Here is a 24,186-nt window from a genome sequence, read left to right on the forward strand (position 1 = left end):
TCTTCGGGACGCCTGCGAGTAGCTACTCCTCGGGTTCGTAGGGGTGTGCGATATCGGTCGATGGTGCGCCGACGCCGAGCACAGTCACCGATTTGTCTGCCGTCTCGGGGTTGTACGCCCGGTGTGGACTCTCCGGGTGGGCGACGAAAATTTCCCCGGCTTCGAGTTCGTACTCGCCGTCAGGTGTTTCGACTGTCAGTGTTCCCTCGCGGACGGAGAATAGCTCTTCGCGCTGTTCGTGGTAGTGATACGTTCGGGGCAGTTGCTCGCCGGGTGCGATGTCGTAGACTGCGGCGGCGAGCAGACCGAGGCCGGCCTCGTCGCCGACCGGGCGGCGGTCGCAGGGATAGTCGGGGGTCGGGGAGAGGTCGTCGGGGTCGATGCAGTGATAGCGGCGGTTGGAGTCGGACATGTCTGGGTCGTGGGTGGGAATCGTCCTGTTCCTTTCGGCATGATCGTGGGGGAATCTCACAGACGGCAGCCGAAGCACAATCCTTAAGCAGTGACCGGAGTTATGAATGAGTAGCGGGATGGGATAGCTAGGAGATTCCGGCGGGCTCATAACCCGCAGACCGGTGGTTCAAATCCACCTCCCGCTACTTTCTGACGACGCTACAACGAGGAGCGAAGCGACGAGTTACGCGTCGTCGAACGTACGTCGTGGTGGTTGAACCTGAGAAACGCGAACGGAGTGAGCGTTTCCCGTGGTTCAAATCCACCTCCCGCTACGTTTCAGCGAGATGGCTCTGTGAAACCCTCCGAAGTTGATACAAGGGGTTATGCTGAATGTAGATGTTCTACTCAGCAATCGGGTTCACGGTCCGTGCAACGATTGAGAGACTCTCATCAAGGGTAACGGTGAGCGTGTCGTTGTTTTCGGTGATCGAGACCTCGATTCGCCATGGATCAGTTGATTTCACGGTCGTGCAGTCATCGCTTACACACCAGTCCAATCGCCAATATGGTGTAGTCCCGAGGTCAATGCCGTGGTCACGGTAGAACGAAACGACTGGGGACTGGTCAAGTAGGGCGATACCGATGGTCGAACACTGGTCGTGATGGCACTGAAGACACGTGTACTCGACCCGGGGGGTCGCATTCAGACAGCAGTCCTCTTCGCGGACAATTTCGGCCTGCATCTGGCCACTGCACTCCGGACACCGTCCCTGGCGAGGCTGTGGAGATGGCGGACTCGCTGATCGAACGCAGAGAGTGTTTCCTCGTCGTTACGACCGATCAACCCGCCCGGTGGGAACGAATACTGTCCATGCGTACAACCACACACCGTACATCCGATAGCCAGCTTTTCGTCGCTGTACGTCGCGACTAGTGGATTCCCACACTGCGTGCAGTCGTCGCCCGTTTCGATCGGATCAGGGTCAGGATGGGCATTGAATGACCCCTTGACGGCTGCCCGCACAACACTCTCCCCGGACGTTCGGAGTTCGTATCCCTCGTCTGTCTTACAAATGAAGTGCCCAGTCAACTGGCCGAGATGGTAATTGAACTTCGCACTGTCATTCGCTTTCGACTTCTCGTACAGCGCCGTGAAACCGACCGGCTGCTGGTCGGTGTGCCAGAGTGCCTCCAGAATCTCCACCCGTATCTCGTTGCCGATCAGTGAAAATGCCTCGGCAGGAGTAAGACAGTGTTCTGATTCCCGGGCGAGTTCCATTGCCTCCAGCCTATTCATGCCCACTAATTGTGTCCAGACGCGCTAAAACCCTCGCTCAACCCAATTTTTGAAAAGGAGACGATAGGTGATTGCTATCCTGTTCGATTTCCCAAACTGAATTTTTGCAAGCGTCGTTACAAAATATCATTTTTGCGAGAGCTTTTGTGACAGCGAGCCGTATCTGCGTGTGATGTCACGCGGAACTGAACCACGAGTCGTTGCAATCTGTGGGAGTCTACGCGACAGTAGTCGGACACGGGTGGCGTTGGCGGAGGCGCTGGCGGCGTCGAAGGGGGTCGGTGTGACGACGGAACTCGTCGATCTACGCAACTACGAGTTGCCGAGTCTAAACGCGGTTGAGACAAACGTGCCCGATGCCGAAAGATTACGAGAAACTATCAACCGGGCTGACAGCGTCCTACTCGGGACTCCGAACTACCACGGATCCTACTCGGGGGTGTTGAAGAACGCACTCGATTACTGTGGTCGTGACGAGTTTGAGGGGACAACAATCGGATTGCTGGAGGTCGCTGCCGGTGAATTTCCCGGGTCAGCCCTCATGCATCTCCGGACGGTCAGCCGAACGTTGCGTGCGTGGACCCTCCCGACCGAGGTTGCAATTCCTGATTCACACTCGATTGTGGACGAAAACCGGATCAAGGATCGGGACGTCGCCGAGCGGACGCTCCGACTCGGGCGAGAACTTGCTCTGTACGCTGGTGTGGCAGAGTATCCTGACTGCACAAGTCCCCGCCATCACAACCGACGGTGAAGCAAACCACTAAGAGAGATGAAATCGATACAACTGCAGGAAACTGGCGGTATTGAGACACTCCACCAGGAGGGTGTCCCTCGTCCCGAGCCGGGACGAGACGAATACCTCGTTCGGGTACATGCGGCCGGGATCAATCCCCTCGACTGGCTCATATGCCGAGGGATGCTTCCCCACCTGCTTGACACTGACCTCCCGTGGATACCCGGCTGGGACGTGTCGGGTGTCATCGAGTCGGTCGGAACCAACGTGACAGAATTTGATCCCGGCGACGCCGTCTGCGGAATGTCACGCCTCCCCGGTGCTGGAGGGGCGTTTGCCGAGTACACCACGATGTCGGACGACGAGATTACGGCCAAGCCGGACTCGCTCTCCCATGAGGAGGCTGCAGCCGTTCCTATGGCAGGACAGACCGCCTTTCACGCACTCTACAATGAAGGCGGCCTCAATACAGGCGAAGCTTTGTTCGTGCACGCAGCGGCCGGTGGTGTCGGGCATATGGCTGTTCAGTTCGCGTCACATACGGGGGCGCGCGTGATCGGAACCGCCTCCGGCCGCAACGAAGAAATTCTCCGCGATTTGGGGGTCGATGAGTTCGTCAACTATCGGGAAGAGCGCTTTGAGGACGTACTAGACGGTGTCGACTTTGTCCTCGATGCCGTCGGCGGGGATGTTCTCGAACGGTCAATCGAGATCGTCCAACCGGGCGGTGTCGTCGTCACGCTCCCGGAACCGCCCTCACAGGAGGCAGTCAGGCGATACCAGGACGAAAACAACGCCGACGTCCGCTTTTTTGATGTGATTATGGATTCTGACCCGGTGACACTCCAGCAGGTTGCTGCCCACGTCGAGGCCGGCGTAGTTACACCCAGAGTCAGTGACGTGTATCCACTGTCCGAGGTACAAGACGCACTTGACCGGAGTGCAGAGGGTCACGTCCGTGGCAAACTCGTCGTCAATTTGTCGGAGGCAACTGACGACTGAGGCTGCCATTGCATCCTTCAATACGCGTCTCTGACGTGACTGTGTTCGACCAGTCGGTGGTGCTAAAGATGTTGACTCTCGACACAGACATTCTCCGTCAGTGATCGCGTGACCGACTCAGAGGATTTGAACCGAATGAAGACTCGGCGGACTACTCTTGGGTTTCGCGGTCACGGAGTTTTCGGCGTTGAATTTTCCCCGTCGTCGTCGTCGGTAATTCGTCGACAAACTCGATTTCGCGGGGGTACTCGTATTTCGCCAGGTTGTTCTTGACGATTTCCTGAATCCCGTCCCGGAGGCTCGGATCAGCCGTGGCACCGGAGACGGGTTTCACGAAGGCCTTGATGATCTCGCCGCGAGTCTCGTCGGGGGTGCCGACGACACCGACTTGCTCGATGTCTGGGTGTTCGAGAATCGCTCGTTCGACTTCGCCCGGTCCCACCCGGTAGCCTGAGGTGATGATGACGTCGTCGTCACGGGTCTTGAACCAGAAGTATCCATCTTCGTCCCGAGATCCCAGATCATCGGTGAGGTGCCAGGTCGTCCCGTCGGGACTTTCGATACTGGCGGACTCGGTCTTCTCCGGTTCGTTCCAGTACTCCTCGAAGATGACGGGATCGTCGTCGCGGGCAACTGCGATCATACCGACCTCACCGTCTTCGAGTTGGGCGCCGGTCTCTTGGTCGACGATAGAGACATCGTGTCCGACGACCGGTTTTCCCATGCTTCCGGCCTGGGCCGGGAACCACTCCCGACAGTTGGTCACGAGGAGATTCGCCTCGGTTTGTCCGTATAACTCGTTGACGACGACTCCGTCGAGCGCTTCGGCTGCCCAGTCGAGAATTTCGGGGGTCAGTGGCTCACCGCCCGAACAGATCGTTTCCAGTTCGAGGTCGTACTGCTCAGTCGGATTCTCGACGTCCATCAGCATCCGGATGGCTGTCGGTGGCAGGAAGGTGTCGGTGACGCCGAACTCCTCGACCAACTCGAAGGCGGTTTCCGCGTTAAAGGACTCCATTGGATAGCTCACGACGGGCTGGCCGTAGTGCCAGGCCGGGAAGACGATGTCCCCCAGTGCACCGATCCAGGCCCAGTCGGCGGGCGTCCAGTACGTCGAGTCGAAGACGTCCTGCTCGAAGTACATGTAGAATGCGGGACAGTGTCCAGCCCACAGGCCGTGCGTGTGAAGCACACCCTTCGGCGGCCCAGTCGAACCGCTCGTGTAGATAATGATGGCCGGAGTATCCTCGTCCATCTCGGGGATCTCGTACTCGGTGTCGTTGTCGGCCCGCATCTGCTCGAAGTCCTCGACGTCGCTGCCGGGATCGGTAGCGTCGACACTGATGATATGTTCCAGGTCGGGACAGTCTTCGCGTACCTTGCGGACGGTATCGAGTATCGACTCGTCGGCGACGACGACGTTGGCACCGCTATCTGCCAGCCGATACCTGAGCGCATCTGGGCCAAACAGCACGGACAGCGGTAGCGAAATCGCACCGATCTTCCAGCAGGCCAGATGCGTCAGCGGGTTCGCTGGCTTCTGCGGAACGATGATGGCAACACGATCCCCACGCTCGACACCACGTGCTTCGAGCGCATGGGCGACCTGATTCGACAGTTCGTCCAGGTCCCGGAACGTGTAGGTTTCGCGCTGTCCGTCGGGAGCGGCCTGATACAGCGCCGGGCAATCGGTGTCCTCGTGTTTCCTGAGAAGATCCCAGGCGAGGTTGTACCCGTCGGGGAACTCCCACTCGAATTCCCCGTGAGCCTGTTCGTACGTGTCGTAATCAAGGGTGATACACCAGGTCACACCCTTGGCGTTGTGGTCGCTCTGGTATAGAACCCCCCGCTCGACCGAGCGAACGCGAAAAGGCTATGCCGGCGGGGGACGCGCCGAGTAATATGTTCGATGAGTGGCGGGCCACGACTCCGCGGGAGGATTTGGCCGAGCAATCGGTCGCCGTCCCTGGCCGACCGGAGTCGTTCGCGGATGCGGGGGCAGTCGAGTACACGACTTCGTTCGACGATCCTCGGGGCCCAAGTGACGAGATCGGGGTCCTCGAACTCCGGGGGCTGTACGCACACGCAGAGGTTGAACTGAGCGCAGACCGCCTCGACGGCGAGGGGCCGGTCGACCACGACACATACTTTCGACCGCTCCGGATCCCCTTCGATCCCGAGGAGAAGACCGAACTCACCGTCACCTGCCACGAACCTGAAGACCGATTCGGTGGGATCCACGACACGGATCTGGTCCCCGACAGCCAGTCTGTTCCGGGGATCTGGTGGGGAGCAGAAGTCGAGTCCCACCCGCTGCCGTACGTCGACCGAATCGATATCTCGCCGGTGATCGAGGACGACGGCGTCCAACTCGATCTCCGAACGACTGTCATCACTGACGGACCGCTCGACGATCACATCACATACTCGATCAGGCCAGCCGGGGACACCAACTCTCGGGGGATGATGCAGCGAGGCAGCATCGAGACCGACGAGGCCGGGCGGACCGTCGTCGAACACACAGTCGACGTTCACGATCCAGAGCTGTGGTGGCCCCGAAGACTCGGCGAGCAACATCTGTATACCCTGCGTGCGAAACTCGGCGAGACAGAACACACCTGTACGACTGGCATCTGCGCCATCGAGTTCGAGGACGGCAGTCTGCGGGTCAACGGCCAGTCGCTGTCGATCCGCGGACTGAATGTTTTGACGGCCGACGAGGCCGACATCCAGCGGGCAATCGCTTCTAACGCGAATCTCGTGCGGGCACACGGGCAGGTGCTCCCGCCGGCGTTTTACAAACGCTGTACCGAGGAAGGACTACTCGTCTGGCAGGATCTCCCGCTCACGGGCCCCGGCGAGTTCGATACCGACCGCGGCGAGAAAGTCGCTACTGCCCTCGACCGACAGTACAGCCGCCATCCCTGTCTCGCGGTCAGTACCGTACACGACGACCCCGTTGATGCGTTTGCGGATGGGCTTGAGACGGGCGTTCTCGATCGGCTTCGATTCCGCTATCGGGTCTGGCAGTCCAGCTACGATACCGGATCGGCCGAGCAGGTTGCGAAGTCGCTGCCAGATCATCGGCCAGCATTTCCGGTCGTCGGTGGACCTGGCGTCGATACCGAGGTCCGTTCGTACTATCCGGGCTGGTCCTACGGTGAGGCCGACGATATCGAGTCACTACTCGACAGCCACTCGGCGTCGGTCGTCGCCGAATTCGGGGCCGGTTCGCTCGCGAGTGATCGTCGGGATGAGGGAACCGTCTGTGGCTTCGATCCCGACAAACACGACCGCCACGTCGACGGCGGTGCTACCGAGTCCCAGGAGTATCAGGCACACCTGCTGCGAACGCTGATCGAACACCTCCGGCGTCGCCGAATGGGGGCGATGGCGTTCGCGCTTCGGGATACGGATAGCGCAGGCATGGGCGTGTACGCCCACGACGGGACCGAGAAGACGGCAGCCGAAACCGTCCGGCGTGCGTTCGAGCCGATTCAGGCGTTTCTGGACACGCCCACGGCGGAGGAAAGCCAGATCACAGTCATCAACGATACTCCACAGGGACTGTCTGCGACGCTTCGCTGGGCGGTCGACGACCGGGAGGGGACCCTCGATCTGACAGTCGGGGAAGGCGGGCGATGGGCCGGCGGCCCAATCGAAATTCCGGAAGACGCAGCGCAGGTCCGACTCGAAATCGCTGTCGACGACCGGACAGTGACGAACAGCTACGATCTCTCCGAGTGGCGATAAGCCGCCCCATGGCAACACGCGTCAATGGGTCATTCGACCGGAATGTTTAAACCCAGTCCTGCAATACTATCAATCACCAGAACGCGTGCGGCGTTTCGGTCGTACAGCACTTCGCCCAAAATGATAGGGAACGCCTGTTTTCGACGACAGCAGATCCAAGGGAAGAGTGTCAACGACAGCCGCAGCGCATATGGCATCGAGGTTCAACCATGGCAGATTCGATAGACCAGTCCAAAAACATTGAAGTTACAGACGAAGAGCTCGAAAACAAATCCAAAGGCGAACTTATCAAACTCGCTGGCAAGCTCCGCGACCGGCGCAACGAGCTAAACCAGATGGCCTCCGAACGGGCCTCAGAACGCGACGATCTCAACGCTAAGACCCGCGAGAAAGTCGACGAGGCTCAGGAACACCGGGAGACTCGTGACGAACTCAACGAGCAGGTCCAGGAACACAAAGAGCAGCGCAACGAACTCAACGCCGAGGCCAACGAACTGTTCGACCGCGTCGAACAGCTCAAAGACGACGCCAAACTCGACGAGGGAAAGGATATCGAGGAGCTTGAATCCGAGATCGAAGATCTCGAGTTCAAACAGCAAACCGAAGTTCTCGATACCGAAGACGAGCGCGAACTCATCGAGAAAATCGAGGAGAAACGCGAGAAACTCCAGGACAAAAAGGAGAAACTCGATCAGAACGAGGAGATCGACGAGATCGAGGAGGAAGCCGAGGAAGTTCGTGCCGAGGCATCCAAACACCACCAGAAGGTGACCGAGCTCGCCGACGAAGCTCAGAAACACCACAACGAGATGATCGAGGCCTACCGCGAGGCCGACGAGATCCGCGACGAGGCCGACGAGATGCACGAGAAGTTCGTCGAGGCCCAGGAAGCGGCCGACCAGCACCACGAGGACTTCGTCCGCGTCCAGAAACGACTTCGCGAACTCGACAAGAAAGAGGAAGAAGAAGAGCGCGAGGAGCGCGAAGAAGAGCAGGAAGCCGCACGCGAGGAAGCCGAAGAGATCTACCAGCAGTTCAAGGAAGGCGAAACCCTCGATACCGAGGATCTGATGAAACTGCAGAAGACGGGTCTGCTGTAATTAGTTCCGGCTAATCCGAGACGGCGTATTTTCACACCGCTCAGATCCCGACAGCCAACAGTGCAGCATCGGCCAGCAACAGCACCGCACAGCCGACGCTTCCCAGCAGATACGGCTGCACTCGGTCGAGAAGCGTCGCCGTCTCCACCCCCTGGGGCAGTATCTCGGGTGGAAATCCCTCCTGCAGGTAGGTACCGAACCCGATATCTCCGACCGTCCGGCGCATCTGGAGGACACCAACTTCGATCAGCGTATTCATCACGCTCCACAGCCCCAGCATCGTCAGTACAGCCCAACCACGGGGTGTTTCGAGGAGGATCGACAGAGGAAGATACCGGGCCCAGATCATGTACGCGCCAGTGATCGGGAGAACGACACCGGTCCAGCGCGTGATCAGCAAGAGTCGGTGAAGCTGTTCGGTGAACATCTCGGCGCTGAGTCGACCGGCCCGTGCCCCCGGAAGGACGGCGTACGCGACGTACAGCGTCGCGCCCGTCCACAGCGCCGCCGAGAGCACGTGCAACACGTACGCCGCCGTCAGTACGACCATCACCCACCTCTTTGACCGGAGACGGCAAAAAACGGTCCCGCGATACCGCGGGCTCTCAGACCTCCGACTCACTCGACAGGGAGCCCAGCGGTATCGATGGCGTCGCGTCGCCCGTCGAGGACGCCGAACCGTTCGCTCCGACGGCGTTCGAGCCAGTACAGCAATCGCTCGGCCCACTGGAGTTTGTGACGCTTCTCGGTGCTCACCGTCGGATCGTCGAACGCCCAGCCAGGAAAGACCAGTTCGGCTGCGCCGAGGGCGTCTGCAAAAAACGCCGCCCGGTCGCCGTCGGTGAACCCGCCGAAGTTCCGAACTCCGTCCGCAGGTTCAGCCTGCGTCGTTGGGATTACGAATTCGGCGTCGAGCGTCGGGATCCACTCCGATAGTGTGGGAACGTTGTCGCCGTGAGCGTGGACTGCGACGGGAGTGTCCTCTTCGGTGAGTTCGCGGACAGTGTCGGGATTCTTGTCGAGATCAGTCACCATACAGTCGACCGCAATCCCGTGTTCTCGGAGTCGATCAGCAGCGATCGATGCGGCCACGACAGTATCTGCATTCCGGGCCGTTACCAACTCGGCCTGTTCGGTCAGGGAGCCAGCACCGCCGGCGATAGCGACCGTTTCGTCACCGAAATCGAGCTGTGAGGGCTCGAAGGTGTCCGAGTCCAGCAGTGTTGCGAGACGATCACGGGCCTGCTTGTCACCGTCACGACCGTAGCCGAAGTCCGCAAGAATCTGCTCGTACACCGGTTCCCAGTCGGCGAAATCCACGGCTACACACCTCTCTGTCGGGTATGTCGAGTGGGTCCGATATAAACCGGGTTGAGCCGAAATGGCACACCGAACTGCCCCTGCCCGAGTATGCCCTTTCGGCCGTCATTGGCTGATTTTGGCTCTTGGGGTATAAGTTTTCTCACCGAGAACCCCTCAGAATTGCCGTTAACGCCCGGGAGAGTCGGTCGTTGGCCGTCACTGTGTCGGCCACTGCTCGGACCGATTTGACCGATCCGGCGACGAACACCGGGTCGCCCCCGCCGACAGCAACGTTGCACTCTCTGCCCGCTTCCCGGAGCGTCGCCGCCGCCTCCTCGTCCAGCCCGCGCAGTTCGGCCGCCACCGTCACACCGGCTTCGGCGGTGTCGCCGTCGTCGACGTACCGCTGTGCGTCGCCCACCGACTGCACGTCGAGTTCCTCGACCTCGATTCCGTCGATGGTCGTGTTGGTCCGCTCGGGCGTGAACGCATCGCCGACCAGCGCGGCATCTCGGGTCTCGGCCACGTCGTGTGTTCTGACGATGTGTGCACCGCGCTCGACGGCCATCGATGTGGCAGCGAGCGAGACGGGCAGAGCCTCCTCGGTATCCCGGTCAGCGATCGATCGCAGGAAGTTCTTCCGGTTGATCGAGACGAGCATCGGCTGGCCGATGGCCCGGAACTCCCGGAGTCGGCGGAAGGTCTCGCGGTCGTCCTCGATGGTCTTGTCCTCGCTCCACCCGCCAAAGGCCGGATCGATGATCGTCTTCTCGGTCAGTCCGTTCTGGAAGAGGGCGTCGTAGATGTCGTCGACATCCTCGATTGCGCCCGGCCGTTCGAGATCCGGCGGGCTGGCCATCTTGCCGACGGCAACGTCGTACTCGTCACAGACGCGGGGCATCTCGGGATCGGCGAACCCGCAGATGTCGTTGACCATCTCGTAGCCCTCGCTGAGGGCTTTCTCGGCGACCTCGTGATAGCGGGTTTCGATGGAGAAGATGGCGTCGCCGCTGACGCTTTCCATCGTCTCGATGGCGGTATCGAGTCGGTCGAGTTCTTCTTCGGCCGAGAGCACCTCGAATTTTTTGTTGGCCGATTCGAGACCCACGTCGACGATATCTGCACCCTGTCCGATGAGCTGTTCGTCGACGTACTCGGCGGCGTCGCCGGGGTCGTCGAAGACTGACGGCTTGTACGGGGACTCTTGGCTGACGTTCAACACGCCCATGATCCGCGGGGGGTGGTCGTCACCGATCTTCAGTCCGGCCGCGTCGACAGTTCGCATACACGCCTGTTGGCTTTGAGACTGTTAAGCCGGTCGGTCCCGGCCAGTCTCTACCGACAGCAGCGGCTCCGCGGGATCCATCAAAAACAGAGAGAAAGGGATTGGGTCAGCGCGCTCGTGTCACCGATCAGGGGCCGGCGTTGTCCGGTGGTCCCCCTCCGCGGTTTTTCTCTTCTTCTTCGTCTTCTTCTTCATCTTCCTCCTCTTCGTCGTCACCGCCAGCGTCGTCCGGTGGTCCACCGTTATCACCGGGGCCAGCATCTTCGGGCGGGCCGGCGTCGCTGTCGTTATCTGGACCGGCGTCTTCGGGCGGCCCAGCGTCACTCTTGTTCTCCGGACCGGCGTGTTCGGGCGGACCGGGTTCGCTGTCGTTGCCCGGACCGGCGTGGTCGGGAATCTTGTCGGCAGCCGGGTTGTTATCGAGGACGAACGAAGAGACCAACTGTCCGATCGGCTGGTCGGTCTCGTTTTCGGTCGTCTCGTTCTGGTCCGTCGTGTTCTCGTCGAGTAGCGAGTCGACGAACGAGGAGACTAGCTGCCCGAATGCGTCCTCTTCTCCAGCCTCTTCTTCGTCTTCTTCTTCACTCTCCTCGTCTTCTGCGCTCGCTTCGAGGTCTGCCTCTGTGGAGACTGTCCCGTTGTCGACAGTCGCCATCACCTCGACGCTCATGTTATCGTCCGGCGCGGGGAGTTCGACCTCACCGTCGTCGTCGGTCGTGTACGCTCCCGTGCCGTTGTACGTGGTGTTATCGACTGCTGTTACATCGACTGTACTGTTCTCGACTGCCGAGTCGTTCTGTGTAATCGTCACTGTAACTTCCCCGTCGTCGTCCTGTGCAACGGAGATGTCCGCGTGCCCGTCCGCGGCGACCGTCGTGGCTCCGGCGGCGAGCACGGCCCCACCGAGTGCCAGTGCGACTACCATCAGTATTGTCTTTCTACGCATTGTAACCAATTCTTACTCGGAAATACACCTAAACCCCCTCTCCTGTTCAGTTCGTTCAGCCACTTGAATACGCGTTCCAGTACTGTCAGAGCGGTGTTTAGAAGGTTTAAAACAGAGTCTAGGAGTTTAATTCTCCGTTGGGGGCTTGTCGGTCTTACTGCTGGGCACGCTCGAACAGCGCCGTCGCATGTTCGGTGGCGTCCTCGATGGCGCCATCTAGGTCGAGCGTCTGGAGCTCTCGATCCGCCATCAGGACCGACCCGTCACAGATCGTGTGTCGAACGTCACTCCCCTTGACGGCGTAGACGAGATGGCTGAGGAGGTCGTGCTGTGGCGTCAGGTGAGCGGCGTCGAGGTCGAGCACTGCGAGGTCGGCGTTCGCGCCGGTCTCGATTCGCCCGCTGTCGACGCCGACGGCCTCGGCGCTGCCCGTCGTCGCCATCTCGACGGCCGCCGATGCGTCGACGGCCCGCGCGTCGTCGGCGGCCAGTTTGCCCAGCATCGCCGCGTCGCGCATCTCGTCGAACATATCGAGGTCGTTGTTCGACGCCGCGCCGTCGGTTCCGAGTCCGACCGGGACGCCCGCGTCCAGCAACTCCTGGACGGGAGCCATCCCGCTGGCGAGTTTCATGTTCGAGGCCGGGTTGTGGATGACTGCCGTCTCTCGTTCGGCGAGCAGTTCTATCTCCCGGTCGTCGACGTGGACGCCGTGGGCGAGGAACGAATCGTCGGCGAGCAGCTCGAGGTCGTCGGCGTATTCCAGCGGTCGCTCGTCGTACTCCGCGACGAGTGGGTCGACCTCGTTTTCGGTCTCGTTTGCGTGGAAGTGGATCGGAATCCCTGCTTCGCGGGCCGTCGGGACGTACTCCCGATAGAACGCCTCGTCAACGGTCGTGAGGCTGTGGGGGGTGAACATCGTCTGTACGCGGCCCTCGGCGTATCCGTCGTACTCCCGGGCGAACGCCAGTGCCTCCTCGAAGTCCTCGTGTGCGGCCTCGTCGTCTTTGCCGACGGTGATCGCCCCGTGGCCGAGTCGTGCGCGGATGCCGGCCTCTTCGACAACCTCGGCGACCTCGGGCATGAAGAAGTACATGTCCGCGAAGGCGGTGGTTCCAGAGCGGATCATCTCCGCGATACCCAGCGCCGCGCCCGCCCGCACGTCCCCGGCCTGCAGTTCGGCCTCGACGGGCCAGATGTCCTCCTGTAGCCAGTCGTCGAGTTGCTTGTCGTCGGCGCTGCCCCGGAACAGCGTCATCGCGACGTGGGTGTGGGCGTTGACCAGTCCAGGAATGACCAGTCCGTCGCTGGCGTCGAGTTCGCGGTCGGCGTCGGCCTCGCCCGGGTCGACGACACCCTCGATTGTTCCTGCGTCCGTGTCGACGAGAACGTCTGCGCGATCGATACTGTGATCGGGCCGGAGGACCTGCCCGCCTGTGACTGCCAGGTTGCTCATACCCCATGTGGCTCGCCGAACGCGCTTAGTCTCTTTTACTGGCGGCGAGGTAACACCTGTCCCCAGACGTGTTTGTCGAGCAGCCGAACCGTCATCGGCTCGGTGACTGTGAGACAGCAGGACAGTCTGGGATAGCCAAAGCGGACCGCGGCGGCGTCGTGCCAGTGTTCCGGCTCCGGTGCCGGATCGACCTCGACGGTACAGGTGGCACAGAGGCCGCGCCCGCCGCAGTTGGCGTGTTTCGAGACAGTGCCGTACACCTCGAACCCGTGTTCGAGCAAGGCATCACGGAGGATGTGACCGCGTTCGACCTCGATCGTGTGCTCGTCGTCGCCGTCGAGTACTGTGACCGCGACGGTGTCCTGTTCGTCACTCACTATCGTTCTCTTGGACTTCGGAGCAAAAACCGTCTTGGTGGGTTCGACTCGCTCACAGCGGAACGAGTTCGACCGCCCGGTGGGCGAGTATCACCGTTGCGGCCCCACCGGGACCGAAGAAGGCCGCAGAGATGAGAATCGAGTTGTGCAGCGAGTGCAACAGCCAGGGGACGACCAGGTTCCCGGTGTACTCGTAGACGGCCCCGAGCACGAGCGATGTCACCGCTAGCACCGAGATGGTCGTGAGAACGGCGATGGGGTCAGTCGAGCCGAGTGCGATCACGTGGACTGACGCGAAGATGACCGACGCGGCGATGATTCCCGGCACCGCCGAAAACCGTTCGCGGAGGCGGTTCTGGATCACGCCGCGGTAGAGAATCTCCTCGCAGGGTCCGATGACGAAAAACATGAGTGCGAACACGCCGGCGATAAGAATCGGGTCCGTGCCGGCACTCTCGGTGAGTTGTTGGGCGCTTTCGTTCTGTGCACCCTCTACCTGGAGGAGCGTGATGATAATCGAGACGATGATCACGAGCCCGAGAATCCCGATGTACCCGACGATGACCATCCCCAAGTCCTTGAGGCTGGGGAACCGGACGCCGAGATACTCGCGGATGTTCGTCCACGTGAACTCCCGTGTATGTCGTAGATAGGCGAGTGCGAGCCCGAAAAAGCCGAAGTACTGGCCGACCGCCGCGCCGACGATCAGCGCCGCTCCGGTCGACAGCTGTAGGATGCCGACCAGCGGTGCTGAGAGAAGGGTAAACGTCAGCAAAAGCACGATACTCAGTACCGCCAGCCCGAATCCCGCCGCAATCGGTCGCCATCCTGGTTCGCTGTCCCGCGTCAGTCCGGGCAACCCGGGCGGTGCCCGGCCACGGTTGGTTTCGTCCCGGCGGGTCTGCTGGGACTGTCGGTCGCCGCTGTGGGCTCGCCCGGTGGGCTGGCGTTCCGGTTGAGACTCCCAACCACCGTTTTCCGCAGGCGACCGGTCCGTCCTCTGCCTGTCGCGTGCGACTCCGGGCGTCGATCCGTCGGCGGCCTCGTTTTCGGTCCCACACTGCGGACAGAAGTAATCAGTCGGCTCCAACAGCTCGCCGCAGGAGGGGCAGTATTGCTCGTCGCCACCAGTGTCTCCCATGTCGTTTCCGCTTAGAGTTGGTGAAAAAAGAGCCTTTGTTTCGGCTGACCCTCGTGACCCCGAACCGGCGAACGTGGCGGGTCGAAACACAGTTGTCCCGGGCCCTCGACGGATAGGATATGCGTATTGCTGTGCCCAACAAGGGCCGCCTTCACGAGCCGACGCTGGAGCTTCTCGAACGGGCTGGTCTCCACCTCGTCGACGGAGCCGACCGGAAACTGTACGCCGATACGGTCGATCCCGACGTGAGCGTCCTGTTCGCCCGGAGTGCCGACATCCCCGAGTACGTCGCCGACGGCGCGGCCGACCTCGGCATCACGGGCTACGATCAGGCCCGCGAATCACCCGTCGAACTGTCCGAACTGCTGGATCTCGACTACGGCTCCTGCCGCATCGTCCTCGCGGTCCCCGAGGACGGCGACATCGAGACGGTCGCCGACCTCGACGGCGGCACCGTCGCGACCGAGTTCCCGCGGATCACCGAGGAGTACTTCGCGGAGACGGACGTCGACGTGAATATCACCGAAGTCACGGGAGCAACGGAGCTGACTCCCCACGTCGATATGGCCGACGGAATCGTCGATATTACCTCGACTGGGACGACGCTTCGGATGAACCGTCTCGAAGAGATCGAGGAGATTCTCAGTTCCTCTGTTCGACTCTTCGCCCGCGACGATGTCGCCGACGACCCGAAAGTCGAGCAGGTGACGACAGCGCTCGATTCGGTGCTCGCCGCCGAGGATCAGCGCTATCTCATGCTCAACGCGCCCGAGGACCGACTCGACGACGTTCGTGAGGTGCTGCCGGGGATGGGCGGGCCGACGGTGATGGATATCGCCGGGACCGATCAGGTCGCCGTCCACGCTGTCGTCGACGAAGATGCCGTCTTCGAGGCGATCAGCGAACTCAAGACCGTCGGCGCGAGCGACATCCTCGTCACCGAAATCGAGCGGCTGGTCGAGTAGTATGGACGAGGAGCCAACGCGGCAGACGAGCCACCGAATCCACGCCGGTGACGCCCGCGACCTGGACGCACTCGACGACGATTCGATCGATCTGGTCGTCACGTCGCCGCCGTATCCGATGGTCGAGATGTGGGACGACCTCTTCGCCGAACTCGTCCCCGATGTCGACGCCTATCTCGACGCCGGCAAGGGAGAGGCAGCCTTCGAGGCGATGCACGGCGTTCTCGATTCGGTGTGGGACGAACTCCAGCGCGTCGTCACACCCGGCGGCATCGTCTGTATCAACGTCGGCGACGCGACAAGAACGGTCGACGGCCAGTTCCGCGTCTATCCAAATCACAGTCGGATCACGACAGCCTTCGAGCGCCGCGGCTTCGATCCCATGCCCGACATTCTCTGGCACAAGCCGACCAACAGCGCCGCGAAGTTCATGGGCAGTGGGATGCTCCCGCCGAACGCCTACGTCACGCTCGAACACGAGCACATCCTCGTCTTCCGCAACGGGGGCCGCAGGGAGTTCGAACCCGGTGCTGACCGTCGGTACGAGGCGGCGTACTTCTGGGAGGAACGCAACCGCTGGTTTACTGACATCTGGAGCGAAGTCAGAGGTCGCCTGCAGGATCTCGACGACGGCGATCTCCGGGACCGCGCGGCCGCCTATCCCTTCGAGATTCCGTACCGACTCTGTTCGATGTTTTCGGCCTACGGCGATACGGTGCTCGACCCGTTCTGGGGGACGGGGACGACGACGCTGGCGGCGATGGTCGCCGGCCGGAACTCTGTCGGCTACGAGCGTGATTCCGCATTCTTGGACCACTTCGCCGACCGCGTCGCGGACGTGCCCGATATCTCCCGAGACGTGGCGGGGGAGCGGCTGCAGGCCCACCTGGATTTCGTCGCCGACCGGTCCGACTCGGGAACCCAACCCGACTACGAGTCGGAGTACTACGAGTTTCCCGTGATGACGAGCCAAGAAGAGACGCTTCGGCTGTACGTCGTCGACGAGGTGTCGCGAGACTCCTCGGCAGCCGCCGCCACCGAGTACAGCCTCCGCCACCGACCGGCCGAGCGGACGGCCACTGTCGACGACCTCGATTCAGAGTAGGCTCAGACGGAGCGTTTCTTGATCGTCCACTCCTCTTCCGGAACGTCGAAGACGAAGCGGCGGCTACCCTGGCCGGTCTGTAACACGAGGCGTTCGCCGCCGAGTTTGTATTTCGTGACCATTCGCAGTTCGATCTCCTCGCGGAGTGTCCGCAGTCGAAACTCCTTGCGGCCCGTCTCTTCGTACATGCCGAGCGTGACACCGATGTCATCGAACTCGCAGACGATCTTCGACTCGGTCACTTCGTCGAGATCCCCGCTGTTGCGGGCGACCCACTTCCCGAACGAGGTGGCGAAATCCTCGGAGAGACCGCCGTCCTCGTCCCAGATCTCGTCCATACGTGTACCGGCGACCCCGCCACTATAGAACTTTTGGGGCCTGTCTAGTCCGTTCGGATGTAGAGAAAATCAGCTCAACAGACCAATCGACCAGTGTTCCCGGTCGAACAGATGTGTTTCAGTCGAGCAGGCTCAGTTCTTCCAGTCGCGTGACGATCTTGTCGACGGCTTCCTTGGCGTCGTCTGGCTCTTTCCCCCCCGTGATCACGAGTTTGCCGGAGCCGAAGAGCAGGGCGACAACGTCGGGGTCCTCCAGTCGATAGACCAGTCCCGGGAACTGCTCGGGTTCGTACTCGATCTTTTCGAGACCGAGGCCGATCGCAATCGCGTTGAGGTTGAGATTCCGACCGAGATCTGCCGAGGTGACGATGTTCTGGACGATGATCTCCGGGTCGTCCTCGACCTGAATGTTCAGTTCGCGAAGCTTGTCGAAGACGATCCGCAGACTCTGGTGGACATCGTCGGTGCTTTTCGCGCCGGTACAGACGATCTTGCCCGACCGGAAGATCAGCGCCGCCGATTTGGGCTCCTGTGTCCGATAGACGAGTCCTGGGAACTGCTCGGGATCGTAGTCCGCACCCTCCAGGTCCATGGCCACGCTCTGAAGGTCAAGCTCTTGGCCAATACCAGTCGACGCAACGACGTTTTCGATATTGATGGTCTCCTTGGGATCTACCATGTCTCACTTTAAACCTCGTATTTAAGATTTATAAAGGTTCGTGACGCCGCAAACTGGGAACCGGCGTTCAATGTATTCCCGTTCTGGTAGATCCGGTTTATATCTGTACGTTTCGGGGAACAACCGATACGCTGATATCTATTCGGCCGTCATTGAAGGCGTGTACGTTCTCGAACTCGCGGGACAGGACGACGAGTTCGCGGCCTACGAGGCCGAACACGCGGCCAGTGACGTGTCTCCGCTCGCGCCGGGGCTGGTGACTGCACGCGGACTCTCCGAGCAGTTCGACCACCTCGCATACACGCATCGCGCCAGCGAGTTGATCGGCCGCGGCGTTCCGACCGTCGCCGACGCCCGTGCGATCCTCTCGGCGGCGACAATCGATCGCGAGGGGTCGGTTGCCGTCCGTGCGGTCGACGTTCGCTCGACGACGGGCATCGACACGCAGGAAGTCGAGCGGACCCTCGGGGCAGAACTGGTCGACCGCGGGTTCGAGGTCGATCTCGACGACCCGGATCACGAACTCCGGGCGCTGTTTTCCGGCGGCGAGAACGGAACCTGCGCGCTGGGCTGGCTCGCTGCCGAAACCAACCGAGGATTCGGTGAGCATACCCCCACGGACCGTCCTTTCTTCCAGCCCGGCAGTATGGATCCGATGCTGGCCCGAGCGCTCGCCAACATCGCCGGGGCGCGGCCGGGCGCGACGGTGCTCGACCCGATGTGTGGCACCGGCGGAATCCTCATCGAGGCTGGCCTCGCCGGGGCCGACGTGGTCGGCGTCGACGTCCAGGAGAAGATGGCCCGCGGCAGCCGCGAGAATCTCGCAGATGCCCTCGACGGCGGATTCGAGGTGATCCGGGGCGACGGCGGCCGACTGCCGCTTTCGGACGACGCCGTCGATACGGTCGTTTTCGATGCCCCCTACGGCCGACAGTCGAAAATCGAGGGAGACCTCGGCGAACTCGTCTCCGATGCGCTCCGTGAGGCTCGGCGGGTCGGCTCTCGCTGTGTCGTCGTCGGTGACAAGCCGTGGGCGCAACCCGCGCACAACGCCGGTTGGACGACCGAAGCAGTCTTCGACCGGCGCGTGCATCGTTCGCTGACCAGATACATCGTCGTCCTCCGGACGTAGGGGTCAGACGAGCGGCCGACAGAGCGCGGACGGGCGGCTGACGTGCCACAACATTTTTTCCCGCTTGGTGAGTCGATATACCAATGACCGGGCTGGGTGACCTGCTGGATGAAGTTGTCGAAGAGATCGACGCCATCTTGCTCTTTACCGAAGATTCGGATACGTTCGAACGCTTTCACGACGACGAGACGCTGACAATCGTCGTCGGAACGACGAACGCGGTGGATGCGGAAGATTTCGTCTCGCTGCCGCTGCAGTTCGACGAGATCGACAGCCGGATCCGATTCGGGATTGAGGGAGCGCTCGATCAGGAACTGATCGAAGACGGCGACGAAGTCGTCTGCTTGACGAGTTCGTTCACCGAGGGAATCGACTCGATCATCCGCGTGCGGGCCGACCAGTTCACACAGACTGGGCTGTACGACCTGTTCGTCAACTCCCGTGCCGACGCCGACGTGGTCCGAGATGTCTTCGAGGTTGCCATCGAACTCGGCAAGAAAGGACAGAAGGGCAAGCCAGTGGGTGCGCTGTTCGTCGTCGGGGACGCAGGGAAGGTGATGAACAAGTCCCGACCGCTATCGTACAACCCCTTCGAGAAATCACACGTCCACGTCGGCGATCCGATCGTCAACGTGATGCTGAAGGAATTCTCCCGGCTCGACGGCGCCTTTGTGATCTCCGACAGCGGGAAAATCGTCTCCGCGTACCGCTATCTCGAACCCAGTGTCGAGGGGCTCGATATCCCGAAGGGACTCGGTGCGCGACACATGGCTGCCGGCGCGATCACGCAGGACACCAACGCCACGGCAATCGTCCTCTCTGAAAGCGACGGGATGGTGCGGGCGTTCAAAGCTGGTGAACTAGTCTTCGAACTCGACCCGGAGGAATACTGACATGCAGTTCGACTGGCCCAACCTCATCCGTAGACTCTTCTCGGAAGAGGCGGCCTTTACCGCTGCGCTGCTCCTGCTCATCACTGGGCTGTTCCTCTCCTATCTCACCTGGCGGTGGACACACACACTCTTTCGCCGGACCGGGCTGAACGATGCCATCGAGGGAACTACCTTCGAACGGACCGTCGGTCGCTTCGGGACATCGACAAGCGGGATTATCGCGATGCTGCTCGCCGTGTTCGTCTACCTCTTGACGGCGATTACGGCCTTCAACGTCGCTCGATTGCTCGATTTCGAGCTGTTCTGGGCGCAGGTCACCCGGAATCTGCCGGGACTGTTCATCGCGGTCCTCGCGATCATCGTCGGGTTGATCGCCGGCGATAAGGCCGAGATCATCATTCAGGAGCGACTTCGTTCGGTGAAACTCCCGGAAGTGACAGTGATCGGTGGTATCGCCAAATACAGCATCTATTACATCGCAGCGTTGATCGCGCTCGCGCAACTCGGGGTCGCCACGACGGCGCTTCTGGTCTTGCTCGCCGCGTACGCCTTCGGGCTGGTCTTCCTGTGTGGGGTCGCATTCCAGCAGTTTCTCGCGGCCGGCGCGGCAGGCGTCTATCTGCTGCTCGTCGAGCCGTACACCATCGGGGACGAGGTCCGGATCGACGACAAACGCGGTATCGTTCAGGAAGTCGATATGTTCACCACCAAAATCGAGACCGACGGCGAGGAGTACATCATCCCGAACCAGCAGGTCTTCGACTCGGGAATCATCAGGGTTCGGGACTGATCGCAGCGGCTTCGTGTGGACGGACTCGGGGCCTTTACCCAGTTGGACTCCCCAGTGAGCGTATGCGCGTGAGTGTCATTGGTGGATCGTCAGTCTCGGACGTGGTCTACGAACAGGCCCGTCAGGTCGGCCATCTCCTCGGAACTCGCGGTCACGAACTCGTCTGTGGCGGCCGCGGTGGCGTCATGGAGGCTGCCTGTCGTGGCACACGGGAGGCCGGGGGCCATACAATCGGTATTCTGCCGGGCTCGGATCGAACGGCCGCAAACCCCTACGTCGATACGCCGATTGCAACGGGGATGGGAAATGCCCGCAACCCGCTGGTTGTGCTCAACGGGGACGCGACCATTGCAATCGACGGCAGCACCGGCACGCTCTCGGAGATTGGGCTCGCACTCGATTACGGGCGGCCGGTTGCCGGTCTCGATACCCACCAGATCGAGGGAGTCGAACAGGTCGACTCGCCGCAGACAGCGGTCGAGTACGTCGAATCGGCAGGCAGCGACTCCTGACCCCGGAGTGCTTGTTCCGGGGACCAGACGGTATATATCCTCCCCGACACAAATGATGGCAAGTCACCCGGCCAGCCATGAGTAGTCACCTTACGTTTGTCGCTGCGGCCGTCTACGCTCTCCTCGGGGCTGTTCCGGGAGGAGTCGCCGTCGTCTCCTGGCGCAACCGGGAGAAATCCGGTGCCAAACCGCTGGTCGTGACCGGGGTTGGCGCGGGCATGGCGAGTGTCTTTCAGGCTGGCCGATTTCTCGAAGTGCCGCTCGGACTGCCGGAATCGGTTTCGATCATCCTCCACATCGGCCTGCTCGCGAGCGTCAACCTCGCTGTGCTAGGTGCGCTGTACGTCGCCGTCGAGTACACGAACCGGCGGTGGCTGATTCGGCCTTGGCTGCTCGCCGTGCTGGCCGTGCTCGCTGTCGGACTTCCTTTCGCCCGGATCGTCGCCGGCGCTGTCGACAGTCCGGCGTTCTCTCCGCTTGCGAACGCCGACTTCTTGTATCGAGTCGTCGTCGCCGTGGCGGGTCTCTCCCTGTTTGCCCGCCAGTATCTCGACTCGCAGGGCGTCTACCGGAAACAGGCGGGCGCGCTGATCATCGGGTTGGCAATCGGTGCCGGCTTCGGGTTGCTCGAACGGTTCTATACTGTCCCGTTCGTCGAATTCACGCTACTGGGCATGACCGGTGGCTGCGTAGTGCTCGCAGTCGCACTGTTCCGGTACGAATTCCTCGAGACTGGCCCGATTGCCCGCGAGACGCTGTTCGATTACGTCTCCGATCCCGTCATCGCGCTGGACGAGCGAAACCACGTCGCCGATGCGAATCGGGCCGCGAAAGACGCCTTCGCGATCAGTGACGACGTGATCGGCCAGCAGTCGGCGGCGGTGTTCACGCCCGACGAGCAACTGGCGAGTTCCGAGAGCGTTCCCTCCTCGGCGGCCGATGTCGTCGGTGGCGTCGTTCTCGGTGAGCAACGACATTTCGATCCCGACCACCCGGTGATCGCAGCACTCCGGGAGGGCAGCGAGATTCCAGACGCCGAGTTCGGCCTCGTCACCGAGAGCGAACTCGAGTACTACACCGTCACGAGCACGGATCTCTCGGCCGGCCCCGAGACCGCCGGCCAACTCGTCGTCTTCCGGGAAGTCACGGCCGAGCGCGAGCGCGCACAGGATCTGGATATTCTCAAGGAAGTCTTCTCGCGGGTATTGCGCCACAACCTCCGCAACGAGATCACCGTCATCCGGGGATTCGCCTCCTCGATTGCCGACAACGGCGACGAACAGGCAGCCTCGGCGGCCGACCGGATCGTCGACCGGACGAACGTCCTGTTGAACACGAGCGAGACCGCACGGGCGATCAAAAACGTCATCGACAGCATGGATCCGGTCCCGGTTTCGCTGCAAACGCTCGTCGCTCGGGCGGTCGAGGACGCCCGCGCAGAGTTTCCCGCGGCGACTGTCGAAATCGACGTTCCCGACCACGAGGTGATGATCAATCCCGAGTTCGACGCCGCGCTGGCGGAAGTGCTCGAAAACGCAGTCGTTCACAACGAGGGTGATTCACAGATACGCATCACCGGCGACCGTGTCGACAGCGGTGTCGAACTCCGCATCACCGACAACGGTCCGGGCATCCCGGAGCACGAACTGGACGTGCTCGACCGCGGGGAGGAAACCTCGCTGGACCACGGCAGCGGGGCTGGACTGTGGCTCATTCAGATCGCCGCCGAACACTCCGGTGGGGACTGTCGGTTCGAGACCGGCGAGGACGGAACGACCGTCATCATTCGGTTGCCAGAAGCTGAGTCGGACGCTGAAGCCATCGCTGACACTGCACTATAGCTCGTATCGCTCGCCGTCGAGTGCTAACGGCTGCTCGAAGGCCTCCTCAACCGGGTAGTAGTGGGCGATGTGGACGATCCGTGTCTCCGCTGCGTTCAGATCGTCGGCCAGCGCCAGCGCACCCTCTCGGGTCATATGTTTGGTTCCGAACGTCCGGGGAACACCGTCGTCGTGGTGATCGCCGCCCATCGGATGGTACTCACAGAGATGAGCGGGGACGATCCCGTCGGCGAGCAACAGATCGGGGTCGGCGAGGGTGTTCCGAGACTGCTCCGGGAGGCCGTAGCTCGAATCGCCAGACAGAGAGAACTTCGCGCCCGTCTCGGGATCCTCGATTGTGAGTCCGTAACAGACGAGCGGCGGATGGTCGACGGGGACGAGCGTGATCTCGAAGCCGCAGGCCTCGAAGGGTTCGAATGGCGTCTGCGGAGACACGCTGATCTGATCGAGGTAGTGGTAGTCGCTCGCAACCGTCTCCGCGACGCTTTTGCCGGTCTCCGGATCGGTCTCGTCGGCCGCGTGTACGTCGAGATCGTCGATGAGACGAAAGCAGTTGCCCAGTCCGTCGAGATGGTCGAAGTGAATGTGGGTGATGATCGCCTCGTCAGGCAACGGAACGTCTTCGCGGAGAAACTGCTGTCTGAAATCCGGGCTGAAATCGACGAGCAGCGACTGATCGGTGCGCTCGTTGTAGACGTGGACCGAAAACCGGGACCGCTCGACGCCCCCACCGGCGGTGATCGTCGCGCCCTGATCGCGGGCCCGTTCTAGCAGTTCCTCGTCGGGATCACGCGCAGTCTCGCAGGTGTCACACTCACAGCCGACCGTCGGCGTCCCTGTCGTATCGCCCGTCCCGAGCAACGTTACCTGCATCTGCAGCACAGGTAAGGCGACGACGGACAAAAAGACGGTGGATACTGCGGGTCAGTCATTTCGCTATCATTAACATGCCGTTGGCGGTACTGCGGCACATGAACGAGCCCTCCCTATTTCGCCGCTCGCCCGAACGGGAGGCCGTCTTCGGCGTTCTCGCCGTCCTGTGGGTCGGCCTCGCCGCCGCTCGCTCGCTTCGCATCGAAATTACGATCACCGGGGTCGTCGTGCTGGCCGTCGGCTACTTTACACTCTAACTGATTCAGGCAG

The 24,186-nt window shown here is 61.5% G+C and carries 24 protein-coding genes, 1 tRNA gene and 1 pseudogene; 13 read left to right on the forward strand and 13 right to left on the reverse strand.

Features of this window, described 5'->3' with window-relative positions; genetic code table 11:
* Positions 1 to 22: 22 nt before the first annotated feature.
* A complete protein-coding gene (locus V8P86_RS12930) occupies positions 23 to 412 on the reverse strand; it encodes a cupin domain-containing protein (RefSeq protein ID WP_336327691.1) in 390 nt (129 codons plus the stop codon).
* 112 nt (positions 413 to 524) lie between these two features.
* Here V8P86_RS12930 and V8P86_RS12935 point away from each other — a divergent pair.
* Positions 525 to 599 (forward strand) — tRNA-Met (locus V8P86_RS12935).
* Positions 600 to 797: 198 nt separating this feature from the next.
* Here the strand turns inward: V8P86_RS12935 and V8P86_RS18935 are convergent.
* Positions 798 to 1,600: pseudogene (locus V8P86_RS18935) on the reverse strand (DUF7351 domain-containing protein).
* 265 nt (positions 1,601 to 1,865) lie between these two features.
* Here V8P86_RS18935 and V8P86_RS12945 point away from each other — a divergent pair.
* Together V8P86_RS12945 and V8P86_RS12950 are read left to right on the forward strand one after the other, a co-directional pair.
* Entirely contained in the window at positions 1,866 to 2,447 is a 582-nt protein-coding gene (locus V8P86_RS12945; protein ID WP_336327693.1) for an NADPH-dependent FMN reductase, read from the forward strand.
* 18 nt (positions 2,448 to 2,465) lie between these two features.
* Positions 2,466 to 3,431: an NADP-dependent oxidoreductase gene (locus V8P86_RS12950; protein ID WP_336327694.1), complete on the forward strand. Its 966-nt coding sequence runs from the start codon at positions 2,466 to 2,468 to the stop codon at positions 3,429 to 3,431.
* Positions 3,432 to 3,582: 151 nt separating this feature from the next.
* Here the strand turns inward: V8P86_RS12950 and V8P86_RS12955 are convergent, their stop codons facing one another.
* Positions 3,583 to 5,241: an acetate--CoA ligase gene (locus tag V8P86_RS12955; protein ID WP_336327695.1), complete on the reverse strand. Its 1,659-nt coding sequence runs from the start codon at positions 5,239 to 5,241 to the stop codon at positions 3,583 to 3,585.
* Between the two features lie 92 nt (positions 5,242 to 5,333).
* Between V8P86_RS12955 and V8P86_RS12960 the strand changes: the two genes are divergently transcribed.
* On the forward strand, positions 5,334 to 7,184 hold the full coding sequence (locus V8P86_RS12960) for a glycoside hydrolase family 2 protein (RefSeq protein WP_336327696.1): 1,851 nt from the start codon (positions 5,334 to 5,336) through the stop codon (positions 7,182 to 7,184).
* Positions 7,185 to 7,393: 209 nt separating this feature from the next.
* A complete protein-coding gene (locus tag V8P86_RS12965) occupies positions 7,394 to 8,284 on the forward strand; it encodes a coiled-coil protein (protein ID WP_336327697.1) in 891 nt (296 codons plus the stop codon).
* A gap of 40 nt (positions 8,285 to 8,324) precedes the next feature.
* On the opposite strand, the gene V8P86_RS12970 is transcribed toward V8P86_RS12965, so the two are convergent.
* The 7 genes from V8P86_RS12970 to V8P86_RS13000 form a co-directional block, all read right to left on the reverse strand.
* Positions 8,325 to 8,834, reverse strand: a complete 510-nt coding sequence (locus V8P86_RS12970; RefSeq protein WP_336327698.1) for a hypothetical protein — start codon at positions 8,832 to 8,834, stop codon at positions 8,325 to 8,327.
* Positions 8,835 to 8,902: 68 nt separating this feature from the next.
* The gene (locus V8P86_RS12975) at positions 8,903 to 9,604 is read right to left on the reverse strand and encodes a 6-hydroxymethylpterin diphosphokinase MptE-like protein (protein WP_336327699.1); all 702 of its coding nucleotides are present in this window, start codon (positions 9,602 to 9,604) and stop codon (positions 8,903 to 8,905) included.
* A 142-nt stretch (positions 9,605 to 9,746) separates the two neighbouring features.
* Positions 9,747 to 10,871, reverse strand: a complete 1,125-nt coding sequence (folP, locus tag V8P86_RS12980) for a dihydropteroate synthase (RefSeq protein WP_336327700.1) — start codon at positions 10,869 to 10,871, stop codon at positions 9,747 to 9,749.
* Between the two features lie 127 nt (positions 10,872 to 10,998).
* Positions 10,999 to 11,796, reverse strand: coding sequence for a hypothetical protein (locus V8P86_RS12985; protein ID WP_336327701.1), 798 nt, complete (start codon positions 11,794 to 11,796; stop codon positions 10,999 to 11,001).
* Between the two features lie 175 nt (positions 11,797 to 11,971).
* The gene (locus tag V8P86_RS12990; RefSeq protein WP_336327702.1) at positions 11,972 to 13,270 is read right to left on the reverse strand and encodes an amidohydrolase; all 1,299 of its coding nucleotides are present in this window, start codon (positions 13,268 to 13,270) and stop codon (positions 11,972 to 11,974) included.
* Positions 13,271 to 13,305: 35 nt separating this feature from the next.
* Positions 13,306 to 13,647, reverse strand: coding sequence for a 2Fe-2S iron-sulfur cluster-binding protein (locus V8P86_RS12995; protein ID WP_336327703.1), 342 nt, complete (start codon positions 13,645 to 13,647; stop codon positions 13,306 to 13,308).
* A 52-nt stretch (positions 13,648 to 13,699) separates the two neighbouring features.
* Complete coding sequence (locus tag V8P86_RS13000) at positions 13,700 to 14,788, reverse strand: CPBP family intramembrane glutamic endopeptidase (RefSeq protein WP_336327704.1); 1,089 nt, start codon at positions 14,786 to 14,788, stop codon at positions 13,700 to 13,702.
* 119 nt (positions 14,789 to 14,907) lie between these two features.
* Between V8P86_RS13000 and hisG the strand changes: the two genes are divergently transcribed.
* Together hisG and V8P86_RS13010 are read left to right on the forward strand one after the other, a co-directional pair.
* Positions 14,908 to 15,753: an ATP phosphoribosyltransferase gene (hisG, locus tag V8P86_RS13005; RefSeq protein WP_336327705.1), complete on the forward strand. Its 846-nt coding sequence runs from the start codon at positions 14,908 to 14,910 to the stop codon at positions 15,751 to 15,753.
* 1 nt (position 15,754) lies between these two features.
* The gene (locus V8P86_RS13010; RefSeq protein ID WP_336327706.1) at positions 15,755 to 16,858 is read left to right on the forward strand and encodes a DNA-methyltransferase; all 1,104 of its coding nucleotides are present in this window, start codon (positions 15,755 to 15,757) and stop codon (positions 16,856 to 16,858) included.
* A gap of 2 nt (positions 16,859 to 16,860) precedes the next feature.
* Here V8P86_RS13010 and V8P86_RS13015 read toward each other — a convergent pair whose 3' ends face one another.
* Positions 16,861 to 17,196 (reverse strand): hypothetical protein, encoded by a 336-nt coding sequence (locus tag V8P86_RS13015; RefSeq protein ID WP_336327707.1) that lies wholly within the window; start codon positions 17,194 to 17,196, stop codon positions 16,861 to 16,863.
* 118 nt (positions 17,197 to 17,314) lie between these two features.
* Positions 17,315 to 17,875: a TATA-box-binding protein gene (locus V8P86_RS13020; RefSeq protein WP_159764363.1), complete on the reverse strand. Its 561-nt coding sequence runs from the start codon at positions 17,873 to 17,875 to the stop codon at positions 17,315 to 17,317.
* Positions 17,876 to 18,035: 160 nt separating this feature from the next.
* On the opposite strand from V8P86_RS13020, the gene V8P86_RS13025 reads away from it, so the two are divergent.
* The 5 genes from V8P86_RS13025 (at position 18,036) to V8P86_RS13045 (ending at position 23,043) form a co-directional block, all read left to right on the forward strand.
* Positions 18,036 to 19,007 carry a methyltransferase domain-containing protein gene (locus V8P86_RS13025; protein WP_336327708.1) on the forward strand — a complete coding sequence of 324 codons (972 nt, stop codon included), beginning with the start codon at positions 18,036 to 18,038 and terminating at the stop codon, positions 19,005 to 19,007.
* 83 nt (positions 19,008 to 19,090) lie between these two features.
* Positions 19,091 to 19,900 carry a diadenylate cyclase DacZ gene (gene dacZ / locus V8P86_RS13030; RefSeq protein ID WP_336327709.1) on the forward strand — a complete coding sequence of 270 codons (810 nt, stop codon included), beginning with the start codon at positions 19,091 to 19,093 and terminating at the stop codon, positions 19,898 to 19,900.
* Position 19,901: 1 nt separating this feature from the next.
* Positions 19,902 to 20,690, forward strand: coding sequence for a mechanosensitive ion channel domain-containing protein (locus V8P86_RS13035; protein WP_336327710.1), 789 nt, complete (start codon positions 19,902 to 19,904; stop codon positions 20,688 to 20,690).
* A 62-nt stretch (positions 20,691 to 20,752) separates the two neighbouring features.
* On the forward strand, positions 20,753 to 21,202 hold the full coding sequence (locus V8P86_RS13040; RefSeq protein ID WP_336327711.1) for a TIGR00725 family protein: 450 nt from the start codon (positions 20,753 to 20,755) through the stop codon (positions 21,200 to 21,202).
* 77 nt (positions 21,203 to 21,279) lie between these two features.
* Positions 21,280 to 23,043, forward strand: coding sequence for a sensor histidine kinase (locus V8P86_RS13045; RefSeq protein WP_336327712.1), 1,764 nt, complete (start codon positions 21,280 to 21,282; stop codon positions 23,041 to 23,043).
* Here the strand turns inward: V8P86_RS13045 and V8P86_RS13050 are convergent.
* Positions 23,038 to 23,916 carry an MBL fold metallo-hydrolase gene (locus tag V8P86_RS13050; RefSeq protein WP_336327713.1) on the reverse strand — a complete coding sequence of 293 codons (879 nt, stop codon included), beginning with the start codon at positions 23,914 to 23,916 and terminating at the stop codon, positions 23,038 to 23,040. The two genes, V8P86_RS13045 and V8P86_RS13050, sit on opposite strands and share 6 nt — an antisense overlap.
* A 98-nt stretch (positions 23,917 to 24,014) precedes the next feature.
* Between V8P86_RS13050 and V8P86_RS13055 the strand changes: the two genes are divergently transcribed.
* A complete protein-coding gene (locus tag V8P86_RS13055) occupies positions 24,015 to 24,173 on the forward strand; it encodes a hypothetical protein (protein ID WP_336327714.1) in 159 nt (52 codons plus the stop codon).
* The last annotated feature ends 13 nt before the right edge of the window (positions 24,174 to 24,186 follow it).

The organism is Halovenus anhuiensis, assembly GCF_037080055.1.
In the GTDB taxonomy this organism is placed as follows: domain Archaea; phylum Halobacteriota; class Halobacteria; order Halobacteriales; family Haloarculaceae; genus Halovenus.